This is a genomic window from Nitrospira lenta, assembly GCF_900403705.1.
Lineage (GTDB): Bacteria > Nitrospirota > Nitrospiria > Nitrospirales > Nitrospiraceae > Nitrospira_D > Nitrospira_D lenta.
In genome coordinates, this window is sequence record NZ_OUNR01000018.1 from 192,856 (window position 1) to 206,444 (window position 13,589).

The window sequence follows — 13,589 nt, forward strand, 5'->3', positions numbered from 1 at the left end:
GCGATCTTTCCGCGCTAAACTATTGAGTCTATCTATCGCTCTCATCGAGACATCACCAGTTCTTTATAGAGCCCTGCGACCCGATCCGCCATGGCCGCCGCGGAAAATTCCTGCACCACTCTCTTCCGAGCCTGCTCACCCATTTTCATGGCGGTCTCTGGGAACTCGATCAATCGTCTGCAGTTCTCAGCAAGTTGGTTCACATCCATCGGCTCAACGAGAATTCCCTCGACTCCATCCTCAACAATTTCAGGAATCCCTCCTACTCGACTTGCCACGACAGCCCGGGACGCTGCCATTGCTTCGAGAAGCGCCATGGGAATGCCCTCGTTCAAAGAAGGAAGAACGAAAATATCCAAGGCCTGCAATAGTTCTTCAGTATCCTCTCGATGTCCTAAAAAGACAACGTTTTCGCTAATTCCCAAGTCGCGCGCCTGCGCCTCAAGATCCTTGCGGATTACTCCATCCCCCACGATCAACAATCTCACATTCGCCCGCTGGCGAAGGAGAATGGAAATCGATTGAAGCAGGTAAGAGAGGCCTTTCACCGGCGTAAGCCGGCCAACTGTGCCGATTAGGCAACTCCCCGTATCGACGCCCAAATCCCTGCGTATGCGGTTCCGGTCAACTGGGGTTGGCCTCCCGTCTAGATCGATGCCGTTTCGAATACAGACAACTCTGGAAACGGCTCCTTCAGCCCTGTATCTGCGTTCGATTTGCGATGACACACCGATAATGGAATTCACACACCATCGATGAACCGTGCGCTCAATCGACTCATAGAGACTCATTTTGAAGGCCCGTAGGCCTTCAAATGGTTCGCGGAGCCCATGCACCGTTCGAACAACGTACGGGATACCGCACAACTTAGCAGCCGGTGCTGCGAGAATCGTATCCTTGTATTTATGCGTGTGAATGATCTTCGCATTCGACTGCTTGAACTTGCGGGCCAACTCCAGGAATAACTTGCCACTTCCCCATTCAGCCTCAGGAAAGACTGTAACCGGAACACCAAGTGCCTCAATTTCTTTGCACAGTCTCCCGCCATTAAACAGAATGACGGATAGGTTCAACTCCGGCCTCAGCACAAGCTTCGAGAGCAGCACCTTGAGCTGCACTTCAGCTCCCGCCCAGAGATCTCCTACCGCCACATGACAGACCGAAATACGATTTACTTGAGACATATTCGTAGTGAGGACGAGCAACTAATCCTATACATACAAATGGTACAGTACATTGAGCACTTCCCCTTTCCCCCAACTGAGGACCGGAATGGGCTGCCCACGGATAGGAACATCACGAAAACACTCGAAATTTTGATGCGCTCACCATGGACGGGAGATATGTCCCTGACCTATTGTGGCCAAGCGGTTTCCGCTTACACCCCCACGCTGTAGAACTGGCACCGACGGATCTGAAGGTTTGCCATCAGCAATATTCCTGAGGGCTACTACCAACCCCATCATAATCCACAAGCTGGGATACCAGAGAGTCGAAATAAACACCCCGCTCACGATAAACCCAATCAAGCTTCCTTCCATGGCCATGGCCAGATACACACGAATGTCTTCTTTTGCACCAATTGTTTGGCCATGCTTTTGCCTGGACAACGCAGGCGTAAACTTAGTCCTTACAAACTTCAGATCCTTGTAGCACTGGAGCAACATTCCGCCGATAATCAGAATCCCCGCGAGTCCCAATTCTGAAAGAAGGGTAACCCAGGCAGAGTGGGCTTGGCGGCCCGCGATCGACTTCGTATTGAATGTCCGGCCAGCCTCATACTGATTGAAGGTCCACGGGAAATTACTCTGTCCGATTCCTATAATCGGATTCGAGAAGAACATCTCCACCCCAATCCCCCAGGTATACAGCCGTTCAGCGCCTGTCCCTATTGCCATCGTCTCTTCGCTGGTTGCCGAGCTCATTTCATCCCAATATTTGTCAGGCGCCAGAATCAACATAAACACAACTGCGACGACCACTAAGATTAATGCGTTCAGTTTCTTCGGTGACCGATACCAGCAATACGCTCCCACTGAAGCCAATCCGATAAACCCACCGCGCGACAAGCTGGCCATTGCAGCAAGAATAAATGTTCCCAGCATCCCCAAATACTTCAGCTTTTGCGACATTCCCTCCGCACCGAAAAACAGGAAATACCCGAACGGCGCGGCCATATCCATGACCATGCAGAAATCATTCTCGTCACCCATCCATGCCCCAATACCGACTCCGCCCTTGGCAATCCCCATGATGGCGAGAAAGGTATGAATTCCCATCCACAACTTCATCACCGTCATCATTCTTTCGAGAGAGTTGACGAAGATCACGATACCGAGATAGACACAAAACAAAAGAAACATGTCCTTAAAGGTCATCAGCGCCCAATAGTTATTCACCGCGAGCGGCACGTGAACCACCATAACCGCAAATAGTGGGATCCATAATTTGGTCTGCACTCTAGAAAAGTCCAGCTTCCCAGACATCACCACATTCAAAAGGATTAAGACGGAGAGGCCCGTTCCGAATGGAATGGCCCGTAGCCCAGGAATTATTTCTTGCGGACGACCGAACTCAAAGAGGAGGTACGCCAGCACAAGGTAAAATCCGGCCTTGCTCTCCTGAGCTTGACGCAGAGGTGCGAGCCCCTTCGGTTTCCATTTGGGCGTTGCAGTAAGTGATGCTCCGCCAGCCTCAAACCCCTTCATGACTCCCCTCACCGTTACCAGGCGAAAGACTCGCGTATAGCGCTCGATACTGAATCACCATCTGTTCCAAACTAAACAATTCACGAACCCGTGTTGCTCCCTGCGCAGAGAAGCGGTGCATCATGAGAGGATCCTCTAAGAGCTCAACCAGCTTGATGGCCAAACTTCCGGCATCTTCAGGAGCAACCAAAAATCCCGTCTGGCCTTGATCGACTAACTCGGGATTCCCACCGACGGCGGTCGCCACCACCGGTTGTCCGGATGCCATCGCCTCAAGCAACGCCAAGGACAACCCCTCAGATAATGAGGGCAAGACAAACACATCCAACACTGACAGGAGTCTCGGAACGTCCGATCTCATCCCCAAGAAACGAATATTGTCCGCAATGCCCAGCTGCTCTGCTTGCGCCTTAAGCGAGGCTTCCAGCTCCCCTCGCCCAATCACCAACAAGACCGCGCGGGGCCATCGCCGAATGATCTCCGGCATCGCCGAGACGAGAAACCGATGCCCCTTGACCGGATAGAGACTGCCGACAACCCCCAACACAGGGTAGCGTCCGACAATCGCAAGCTCCGCCTTGCACGTGTGAGCCTCTTCATCTGCAACCGGCTGGGCCGCAGCAACACCGTTATAGATAACGTGAACCCGCCCCTCCTCAATACCCACCTTGTCACAGATAAACCGCTTCAAGTCTGCCGACACCGCCACCAGGCTGCCGTACCGGCTGACGAGTCGATAGGCCACTCGCCGGCGCCACTTCTCCCAGAAATAATTCTTCCCATGCACCGTCGCAACAAGCGGCACACCTGCCATCTTAGCCAGAATCCAACCGCACATGATCGCGCTGAACTCATGCGCATGAATGAGCGCCACCCGTTCCTTACGGATCAGCTCCCAATATCCCAAGAACCATTGCAGACCTAAGACTCCCGCAATTGGGATGACGATGGTTCTAACCCCGAAGCGCTCACACTCCGTCTGCAACCAGCCTGCTCGAAACAGTCCGACAATGACTCGCACTTGGCCCTGATTCAACGCCGCCGCAAGCGTGCTGATCATTCGTTCGGCTCCGCCGGGGCCACTGCTGGTCGACAGATGCAGCACCGTCGTCCTATGTGTGCCGACTGTCATTTAACTGCCGAGGTATCTGAAAATAGCGGGCGTGCTTTCTGATCGCCGGCTCTCATATCCAATCGGACAGCCAGAGCCTGGCAGCATCGCTTTACTTGCTGATAACAGGACCGAAAATCTTCATTGGTCCCACTGTAGGGATCTGCAATTTCAAGAGGACCGGTAGAATCAAAGCGACCCAATAAGACAACCTTCCCGATCGCCTTTGGGTACAGCCCATGAATCCGATCTTTTTGAGCCACCTCCATAACGACAATCAGGTCTGACTTCTCGAGTAATTCCGCGTGCACTTGGGTCGTCGTATGCTTCTCAAGCGATAGCCCGTGTTCGAGCGCCGTGGCTTGAGCTTTAAGATGGGCGGGTTTCCCAGGAGTTGTTTCAAGTCCCGCCGAACTGATGGTGAGTGGTCGCCCCGCTTGCAAGGCAAGCGCACGCAGACACACCTCGCCCAAGGGGCTCCGGCAGATATTGCCTTTGCAGACAAAGAGGACAGACTGCACGGAGTCCGGCAAGCGGACCGTCGCCCACCGCTCATACGGATGACGAATGAAGTTCAGCTTGCCGACGATATATCCCCCCGTCGCACGAAGCGCCCGCAGAAAAGTCCAGCAATGCGCTCCTACACTTGGCGTGTCACCCATGGTCATCGAGCTCCTTCTACTAACTGGCTAATCCACGCACGATATTCCATCAATGCCGGGCGAGGATCGCTTAGCGATTCCACTTCATAGTGCAAATTTCTCTGAAACAGCCTCGAAAAATCAGCCAAGCAACGCCACCGGGATGGGGCCTCTGACCCCAGATGGAGAGCCGTATTCGACCGTGTCAACCGCAGCAACAGGTGATCAAGATCTCCCAGGAGCCAGCGGGATCGCGTCCCGACATGATAGGCATTATTCGGTACAGCCACCGGCGATCCGCTCAGGATCTGATGGAGGAGATAGGGAAGGTTGAGTCCCGCATCAATCGCTAACTGCAAGGATCCCCAGAATCGCCCGTTGATCTCCATGAGTCTCGGGATCTTGGATGCTTTGTCAACCTTGAACTCGACCATTGCCACTCCATGCCATTTCACATGTTCCAATAACTTGACCGCGTAGTCGGTCATGGGCTTGGGGAGTTCGATGCTTTCTCTCAACACGCTCACTCCACCAGCCGGCGGCTTTTCCCTGATTCGCCGATGCGCAAAGAGCGCGCAGGGCCGTCCATGATCAAAAAGCCCGAATACTCCCTGGCCCTCCCCCTCAACCCGTTGCTGAATGAGCGAGGGATTCTTCAAATAGGGCACCCGTCGATACAGATCAATCAACTCTTCCGCAGATGACACAAAATGCACGCTGGTCTTGCCCCATCCACGGTCGGTCATCAACAGCGATCGCCCCGGCTTGACCACTACAGGGAATGATGTCACCTGATCGAGCACGGACGAGAGATCCCCGTCGGGGACATAGACCGTTGTGGGAATCGGCACGCCTAACGCTTGGGCAACTTTCATCAACCGGTATTTGTCAGATACTAATTCGTAACTTTCCAGCGGAGGGACAGCATTTAAGACAGCAGCAGGAAATTGATCTCGTTTGGCTGCGAGTACCTGAGTTGTGGAGTCCGTTACCGGCATAATAGCGGTAATGCCTAACCGGCCGACCGCATCGATCAAGCTCGCCACAAACCCGAAAGGATCTCCCAGCGGCGACGGATACTGCCAGGTCCGATGACAGTATTTCGAAACCCCTGCCAAGGACTTCAGCGTTTCTGATCCAACTACCACCGGGATGCCTGCCCGCCCCAAGCTTCGGGTCACCGCAAGAGCGGCACGCTCCTGACCATCTGTTACTAGTACGCAAGACTTCGACTCCATTACGATTTTGGTCCTCTACAAATCCGTGACTCCGCCATCGGCTTAGCGAATACCGGACAGCGCCAACGCGAGTAATGAGTCTGATGAGCTACTGTCCTCATGCAGGCTGACCCTTTTCAATGCGTACGGATCCTCTGGGCAAACACCCTCCAGGCCAATTTCACAACCAACAGCCGCGCGATACCCGCTCTCCCCAACCAGCTTCTGAATGCTCGGATTGAAATTCCCATTGGGGTAGCAAAATGCCGAGGATGGCGTGACTCCATGTTGAAGCATCGTATTTCGTGACTCGATTAACTCGCGACTGACCTCCGGCAACGGAATGGCAGTCAAAATCCTGTGCGAGCAGGAATGCGATCCGAAGGACACGCCCTGAGCGGCCATCTCGCGCACCTCAGTCCAATCAAGAAGGACCCGCTCCGAAAGAAGGTCCATACCAAGGACATGACCGAGACGGTCGATGAGAGCTTCAATCTCCTCGACCTCTACTGCTTTACAGAGTTCAATGATCGCACCGGAGTCAATCGGCCGGCCTGACTGCAGAGACAGAAAACTCCCCTCATCAGCGGACAGACGGACTCCGACTGCATCGGCCAACATCGCTGATACTTCATCACGGATAGTCGAGCCACTCGTCTGCACTCTGGCCCGCTCCAAAACCAACATCATTCGATCGGGCCAAAACCATCGAGTTGTTCCAATGAAATCGGTCGCAAGAAAGATCGTCGCCGGAACCGCATACCTTCTCAGGATGGGAAAGGCGAACTGATAGTTATCCCTCCATCCATCATCAAACGTGATGACACAGTAGGGCTCATCGCGCTTGAACTGGTTCGTCCGCCATAGCTCCAGCAGCTCATCCAAGGAGAGAATGGTAAAGTGCTCACGAAAATAGGCGATGTGAGCAGCAAACGACTCCTCCAGCATATACATGCCAGGCTGAATGTGCTGACGCTCAACCACCTTCTGAGGCACTACCCGGTGATAGGTCAGCACAATCACGCGCCCCTGATGCCGGAACCGTGAAAGCCCGGAAACAGAATAGAATCCGCCTAATGCCCTCCAGGTTGCGGCCTTGAGACGTGCGATCACACCATCACCCTCGCTGCGCCATCAGATCATTCTTCCCAGGGTTCCACATTGTTGACAGACTCCCAGGCTTAGAACAGCGTATAGATAAAGGGGGCGACGGCCGACCCCTGGGTCAAGACAATCAGGCTGCCGAGCAAAACAAGCACGAGAATAATCGGCAGGAGCCAGAACTTTTTCCGCTCTTTCATGAAGGCCCACAACTCTTGAATAAAATCGCCCATCGGTCATCCTCCTGAAAGTAGATCTGTTCAGAACATGTTCTTCATATGCGTGGCCGGTCTAGGGTTACGAATCACTCGGTACGTTGGGGCATCGGGTTCAAATCCACGGCACATGGGGTCACGCCCTGTTAGCTTCATCACCAATCCCATTGGCGTCACAATCCCGTAAAATAGGATGCCCAATATAATGCGGGTGTTGATCCAGCCCATCACATGCCCGATCCACATCCACCCTTGATACAGATACTTCAGGATGGCTGGGGCAACGAGTCCCACCACAGACAAGAGCGCACCCAGCACAACGGCCCACTCTCGCATTGCCTCCTGTCGCCAGAGAAAGGGCCACAACCCGATCACGAGAAAGACCCCGCCGACCATGAGACCGAACTGGCGGAGCGTTTTGTTCGTTACTTCAACATTTTCCATTGGTTATCCCTTTCTGTACAGCCAAAACACGTTATCGCTTAGATGGAGTCCACGACACGATACGCTCCCCACGACAATAGCGGACCCAGGCATCGAGTATCGAGACATTCACCATCACGAAAAATGACGGAATCCGCAGTATACCTACACTCGGCAAGCGCGTGGTGACAAGATAGGCAACCGCCACAGCATAAAACCCCGCTTGGGCTATCAATGTTCCTTGATAGAACCGAGATGATGACGCCAGCACGGCGTTGGCTCCCAACGCCCCAATCATTGCGAAAGGCACCAGCCACCGACATAGTTTATGACTGATCAGTTGCCAAGCGAACAGGTGATACCGAAACGGATTGAGAAGAGACAAACTCTTCATAAATACGGAGATCCCTCGGACTACCGTGCGGACCTTGCGCTCATATTCTTTCTTTGGGTCTACCAAATTCTTATAGAACCCGATACTCTCCGGGTCCGCTACCCCACGAAGCCCTAGCCTGACACTATTGAGCAGGGTATTGAAGTCACTTTGGAGATCCGGCGCCCAATTCTGGCACACGGTTCGACGAGCAGCAAAGAAAGACCCGCTCAACCCCACCAACGTGTTGACCCGCGTTTCGAGATTCCGGAGAAACATCTCGTAACGCACATACGCGCCTTCTCCACTCACCGATCCGTCCACATCGACAAACCGATCCACGCTGCTGACGCAACCGACCGTTGAGTCCGCGAAGTTCCGCACGATCGTGGAAATGGCCTGCGGTTCGAGCATCGTGGCCGTATCAGAAAATATCAGAATCGCTCCGGTCGTCGACTCGACGGCGTGTTTCTGCGCCGCCTCCTTCCCGCCCTTCACAACCGACCGAACAAGTCGAACTCCAGACGGCCCATACGAGCGGACTAGATCATCGGTTCCGTCCGTGGAGCAGTCGGAGGCCACGACAATGTCGAGGCGCTCGCGGGGATAATCTTGCCGAAGGGTATTCTCCAATTTTTCCCGAATCCGTTTCTCCTCATTGTAGGCCGTGATAATCAAGGAGACCATCGGATGGCTCGGAGCTTTGCGCACAGGACGATCACGCAAGATTCCAATCGCCATCAGCAGCAGCGGATATCCCACATAGGCATAGAATACGAATGTGACCGACACCCAGAATATCGAGAGCATGCAATTAAATAGTGTCATGAGACGCTAGTGTTTGGCCTGGGCGTGAGGAGGACCTGCCTTCACCGTACCACTTGAAACTGAGGGCTCCACCTGGGCCGCCAGTACCTGTTCGATCTTTAGACGGTCCTGCGCCGACACAAACTGGTGCGTGGGCAAAGTCACCAATCGATCAACGACTTCCTGAGCCCCGGGGTACCTCCGCCCGGCCAATTGTCCGGCCAATTCCAGTATGTCCTGAACGGTAGCCGGATAGTTAGGACTTAACCCCGCCCCCTGCTCACGACTTAGCCGACAGACCACCTCTTTGGCTTTTCGGTCTCTCACTAGCACAGGCAGCCGGAGATAGAGCGAGCCCTTTCCCATGATCGGCTGTACACCCTTCCGGACGAAATCCAGCCCTTCAACGAGCCATCGCGCACGAGAAGACCGGTCCTGATTGGCTTGCCCCAATCTCCGTTGCCAACCATCGAGCAAATGTGCTCGAACATCATCCATTCGAAACATCTGAAAGTCCGTGTAAAACTTGGTCTCCCCCAACCCAAGGAAGGGAAGCCCTACGGGAAACCAGTACAGCACCGGATGGATAAAAATGCGCATCACGAGAAGTTCTAGCCAATTGCGAAAGACATCAAACCAAGGAGTTTCTGGCAAATTCGCGTATTCCGCTTCGATCGCCTCCGCAATCGGGGCAGAGCTGGTCAGAATGATGCCTCCTGTGCCACAGGTCATATTCTTTCCCCGCCCCAGACTGTAAAATCCGACATCCCCGATCGTTCCAAGCAACCGGTCGCCTGCCTGCCCCCCCATCGCCTGGGCGGCATCTTCAACCACAAGGATGCCTTTCTCTCCACACAATTGCTTCACTCGCTCGGTGTCCGCGGGACGGCCAAACAGATGGGTCGATACGACACAGAGAACGTTTGCGTTGAGTAATCCCTCAAGCTCGGTAAAGTTGAAGTCGAGCGTATTCGGATCCACATCGCACAGCACGACCTCCAATTCGGCTTTTACAACCGCGGACGGAACGGAAAAACACGTATAGGCAGGAATGATCACCTGCCGCCTTTCACTCACGCCAGCCAGCGATTTGAGAATGACCGTCAGAGCCGCTTTCCCGGACGACACAAGAAAGGCCGCGCGCACGGCATAATGGGCCTTCAGCTCACTGACCAGACGCGCTCGGTACTTCTTGCCACCCCAGAGACTACCGACGGAACACAGGAGATTCCCAAACGGAAGTGGAGCTGCTGTCGGTGGAATAGTTCGCTGCGGTGTCATGGCAAATACTTCACCACATGTGGACCAACCAGATTTGCGATGGGTATCGGAAGTCGTTTCCACAGGGCAATAACCGCCTTGTACTTGGGGTTGTCCGGATTCAATTCCGGAAGCGCGCGTCCCTCAGAGAGCCAGTAATACCAGTACAACTGGTGCGGCTGCGCGCCCCATTGCGCTTTGAAACGATACGTTCCACTGTCGATAGAGGATCGGCCAAAATCAAACTCTCGAAATCCCTCTCGACAGGCAAACTCCAGGACAGCCCCGTACAAAAGCATGTTGGGAGACAGTCGGCTAAAGCGCTTGTCTGACGCAGCCCAGGGGATTTCAAGTCTATTCCGAAAGCCGTACAGGAACCCTGACGCAAGTGGATTTCCTTTGAGATAGACTACGCACAATCGCGCTTCTTTGGGAAACGTCTCAAGAATGGCTTCAAAGAAACCCTTCTCGTACACCGGCGTACCGAGGTCCCGCATACATCGAGCAAATACACGATAATAGTCACCAAGCAATTCCGTTCCGCCGACCTTGACGTCCATGCCCTCTTTCTGCGCCCGCCGCACCTGGCTGCGTAGCTTGGAGGGAAATGCCGTTAATAAGGTTTCATAGTCCGGTGGTAACGCCAGTCGCATCGATACTTTCTTCGATCGGACGGGCCACTCAGTTGCAAGCGGCTCATCCTGTCTCAATTCGATATGAGCCGCTCCCATCTCCTGAGCCGCAACCGCTGCGGCGCTCAGCAGCGCGCGAGCCGTATCCGCATCATCAGCCAACACTCCGCCATAGTTGAAGAATGCCATCGACGTGAGAAATCTCCCAAACATCGGACTCTTCGTGAAGATAAGAGGGAGGACGCCGCGGATTTTTCCCTCTTCATCCTTGGCCATTAGGTAAGGCGTGGGATGGCTAAAGACATTCTGAATGACACTCCGCCAAGCAAGCAGATGATAGCCTGACGACTGCGGGTGATTTATTACGTACTGATCCCACAAGGCTTCGTCATAGGAGTCCTGGATGAATGCGATGTTCACGAGATCCTGCCTTGTCGCGTATTCTGAAACGTGAAGAAAAACTAGATCGCCTGCCGCCCACGGGCCTTGCGAGACTCCATGATTGTCTGAATAGACTTCTCTAATGCCTGACCCATCGCAGCCCACGAATACTGATTTTGAACACGGGCCAATCCATTGCCCGCGATCCGGCTGACTGCTTCCTGATCTGCAAGCAATCCTACAACTTTCTCTGCAAATATCTGAGGTTCATCGGCAAGGAGCACCTCGCGATTGTCGGCGAGATCCAATCCGTCGATGCTCAGCGACGTCGCCACGATCGGTTTCTGCATGGCCATGGCGGCGAGCAGCTTGTTCTTCACGCCCGTGCCATACCGTAGCGGGCACACAAACACTGAAGCTTGGCTCAGATAAGGCCGCACATCTTCAACCTGCCCGGTCACATAGATGCCGGCGATGGCCCCCAACTCTTTGACTCGATCCGTCGGTTCACTGCCGACAATCCAGAACTCTGCGTTGGGGCGTTCTTTCCGCACGCGCGGAAAGATCTCTCGGGCAAAGAATACGGCGGCGTCTTCATTGGGGCCGTACCCCATCACCCCGGTAAAAACCAGCTTATCGGCATCGACCCGTGAATGGTCCGGGGCAAAGTATCCCATGTCAACGCCATTCGTAATGGTCATGGCATTGCTTGCCGACGAGACTTCGCGGATCACTTGCTCATCCACGGAAGAATTCGTGACGACAAGGTCGAACTTCCGTCCAAGCGCGCCTTCAAGCTGCTGTATTCGCATTAGGTGACTGTAGATCGAGAGACGCCCCCGCCAGCCTCGGGTGGTCGTGAGCACTCTCCTGGCCATGAGCGTCATCGAATCATGCAGATCGATCATGGCGGGGACCGCGAGTCCCTGGTCAACGTACTGACCCATTGGAAGCAAGTCGACATAGATGAGATCGCAGCGATTCCGCACATACATCTCGTGAACCTTGCTGCAAATCGCCCGGTAATACTCCGGGAATCGGAAGCGGGTTTCAAAACTAGCGGCCAAATGCAGCCTGTGCCACTGTTGGCCCCACCAAGTCATGGCCGGAGGATCAGCCAATACCTCAATCGCTGAAAACACCTTGGCTGCCGTTGGATCGTTCAGAAAAGACTGATGTCGCTCGCCGGAAGAACAATAGGTAAGTAGATACAACTCATGCTGCCGAGAGAGCTCCCGGCAGAGATTGAAGAGACGCGGAGACCCGGGCATCTTCGACGTCGCGGGAATATCTGGAGCCAGTACTAGTATTTTCATCGCAAACTACTTGCCGAACAACGCGCCGCCCTCGCCTCATTACCAGCAAATACCATCATAGGACGCGGTTAGACCTTCCCGGCCTTCAATCCGAGCCAAATCGATAATGAGCTGGTCCTGGCGCATGCGTTTCAACGCTGGCAGAAACTCGGCCGAGGCATATCCGACGACAACGACTTGGGCTGCATCCACGAGATCTTCCGCCCGCTCGACCAACAAAGAAGAAAGATGTGGAATGTGCTCTTCAATGAACCGCTTATTCGCGCCGATCAAACGACTGGTCGCGACATTCTTATCGTAGATTTTTACCTGAAAGCCTTTTCCAAGAAGCGTCTCGATAACCTCAACCAATGGACTTTCTCGAAGATCGTCGGTATCCGGCTTAAATGTCATGCCGAGAAATCCGACTTTCCTCTTTCCCAGACCCACGATTCGCTGAATAACACCTTTAATATGGACCCCATTGCTCTGAAGAATCGCGTTCAACACCGGCACCTCAACATCCGTCCGTTTTGCCTGATAAGAGAGGGCGCGAAGATCCTTGGGAAGGCAGGATCCTCCAAATGCAAAACCAGGCTTCAAATACACTTTTGACAAATTCAACTTTGTATCTTGGCAAAAGATGTCCATAACGGCATGACTGTCGATACCAAGCCGCTTGCAGATATTTCCAATCTCGTTCGCAAACGTCACTTTCAAAGCATGAAACGCATTGTCGGAATACTTCACCATCTCCGCAGCGCGAATCGATGTCCGAATCGTCGGCGCGACGATGCCGGCATAGATTTCTTCCACCACATCCCCCTCGCCGGCTTGCCGCTCACCAATCACGATCTTCGGAGGATGATAATAATCTTTCACCGAAGTGCCTTCTCGAAGAAACTCAGGATTGTAACAGACAAATAATCCGTCCCCGACCGTCTTTCCTGAATGCTTTTCAAGGATCGGAATAGCCACGTCCTCCGTTGTTCCCGGCAACGTCGTACTGCGGAACACCACGGTGTGCGGAGTCTTTTTATCGCGCAGAGCCACGCCGATATCTTCACACACCCGCTTCATATGGGTCAGATCAAGACTGCCATTGGCTTGACTCGGCGTCCCCACACAAATAAATGAGACATCCGTGTTCTGAATTCCTTCGGCTGACGACACCGTGGCTTTTAACAGCCCTTGCTTCTGAGCCTTGGCAATGAACTCAGAGATATCAGGCTCGACGATCGGAGCGGCTCCTGAATTAATCGAGGCCACCTTGTCGGCATTGACGTCGACACCCCAGACCGTGTGCCCACTGGAAGCCAAACAGCCTGCCGAAACCGTCCCCACATAGCCCAGACCGAAGACACTGATTTTCTTCGCCATCACTCTCTCCTCACTCTAGACTCACTCATTCGTTTCTCTACGCCG

13 protein-coding genes are annotated in these 13,589 nt (G+C 53.8%); all 13 read right to left on the bottom strand.

Annotation, left to right across the window (positions count from 1 at the left end):
• Positions 1–41: 41 nt before the first annotated feature.
• The gene (locus NITLEN_RS14470; RefSeq protein WP_146216207.1) at positions 42–1,205 is read right to left on the bottom strand and encodes a glycosyltransferase; all 1,164 of its coding nucleotides are present in this window, start codon (positions 1,203–1,205) and stop codon (positions 42–44) included.
• 120 nt (positions 1,206–1,325) lie between these two features.
• On the bottom strand, positions 1,326–2,708 hold the full coding sequence (locus NITLEN_RS14475; protein WP_121990342.1) for an O-antigen ligase family protein: 1,383 nt from the start codon (positions 2,706–2,708) through the stop codon (positions 1,326–1,328).
• The gene (locus NITLEN_RS14480) at positions 2,695–3,840 is read right to left on the bottom strand and encodes a glycosyltransferase (protein WP_121990343.1); all 1,146 of its coding nucleotides are present in this window, start codon (positions 3,838–3,840) and stop codon (positions 2,695–2,697) included. The genes NITLEN_RS14475 and NITLEN_RS14480 overlap by 14 nt, the downstream gene beginning before the upstream one ends.
• Entirely contained in the window at positions 3,837–4,487 is a 651-nt protein-coding gene (locus NITLEN_RS14485; RefSeq protein WP_121990344.1) for a low molecular weight protein-tyrosine-phosphatase, read from the bottom strand. Before NITLEN_RS14485 ends, NITLEN_RS14480 begins: the two co-directional genes overlap by 4 nt.
• On the bottom strand, positions 4,484–5,608 hold the full coding sequence (locus NITLEN_RS14490; protein WP_146216208.1) for a carboxylate--amine ligase: 1,125 nt from the start codon (positions 5,606–5,608) through the stop codon (positions 4,484–4,486). The genes NITLEN_RS14485 and NITLEN_RS14490 overlap by 4 nt, the downstream gene beginning before the upstream one ends.
• 132 nt (positions 5,609–5,740) lie before the next feature.
• Positions 5,741–6,790, bottom strand: coding sequence for a polysaccharide deacetylase family protein (locus NITLEN_RS14495; protein WP_121990346.1), 1,050 nt, complete (start codon positions 6,788–6,790; stop codon positions 5,741–5,743).
• 68 nt (positions 6,791–6,858) lie between these two features.
• Positions 6,859–7,011 carry a DUF5989 family protein gene (locus NITLEN_RS18190; protein ID WP_181416886.1) on the bottom strand — a complete coding sequence of 51 codons (153 nt, stop codon included), beginning with the start codon at positions 7,009–7,011 and terminating at the stop codon, positions 6,859–6,861.
• 27 nt (positions 7,012–7,038) lie between these two features.
• Positions 7,039–7,437 (bottom strand): SxtJ family membrane protein, encoded by a 399-nt coding sequence (locus tag NITLEN_RS14500; protein ID WP_121990347.1) that lies wholly within the window; start codon positions 7,435–7,437, stop codon positions 7,039–7,041.
• A gap of 31 nt (positions 7,438–7,468) precedes the next feature.
• On the bottom strand, positions 7,469–8,617 hold the full coding sequence (locus tag NITLEN_RS14505) for a glycosyltransferase family 2 protein (protein ID WP_245924501.1): 1,149 nt from the start codon (positions 8,615–8,617) through the stop codon (positions 7,469–7,471).
• A 6-nt stretch (positions 8,618–8,623) separates the two neighbouring features.
• A complete protein-coding gene (locus NITLEN_RS14510) occupies positions 8,624–9,877 on the bottom strand; it encodes a DegT/DnrJ/EryC1/StrS family aminotransferase (protein WP_121990349.1) in 1,254 nt (417 codons plus the stop codon).
• Complete coding sequence (locus tag NITLEN_RS14515; protein ID WP_121990350.1) at positions 9,874–10,908, bottom strand: FemAB family XrtA/PEP-CTERM system-associated protein; 1,035 nt, start codon at positions 10,906–10,908, stop codon at positions 9,874–9,876. The genes NITLEN_RS14510 and NITLEN_RS14515 overlap by 4 nt, the downstream gene beginning before the upstream one ends.
• A 41-nt stretch (positions 10,909–10,949) precedes the next feature.
• Positions 10,950–12,185, bottom strand: a complete 1,236-nt coding sequence (locus NITLEN_RS14520) for a glycosyltransferase (protein ID WP_121990351.1) — start codon at positions 12,183–12,185, stop codon at positions 10,950–10,952.
• A gap of 39 nt (positions 12,186–12,224) precedes the next feature.
• A complete protein-coding gene (locus tag NITLEN_RS14525; protein ID WP_121990352.1) occupies positions 12,225–13,544 on the bottom strand; it encodes a nucleotide sugar dehydrogenase in 1,320 nt (439 codons plus the stop codon).
• Between the last annotated feature and the right edge of the window lie 45 nt (positions 13,545–13,589).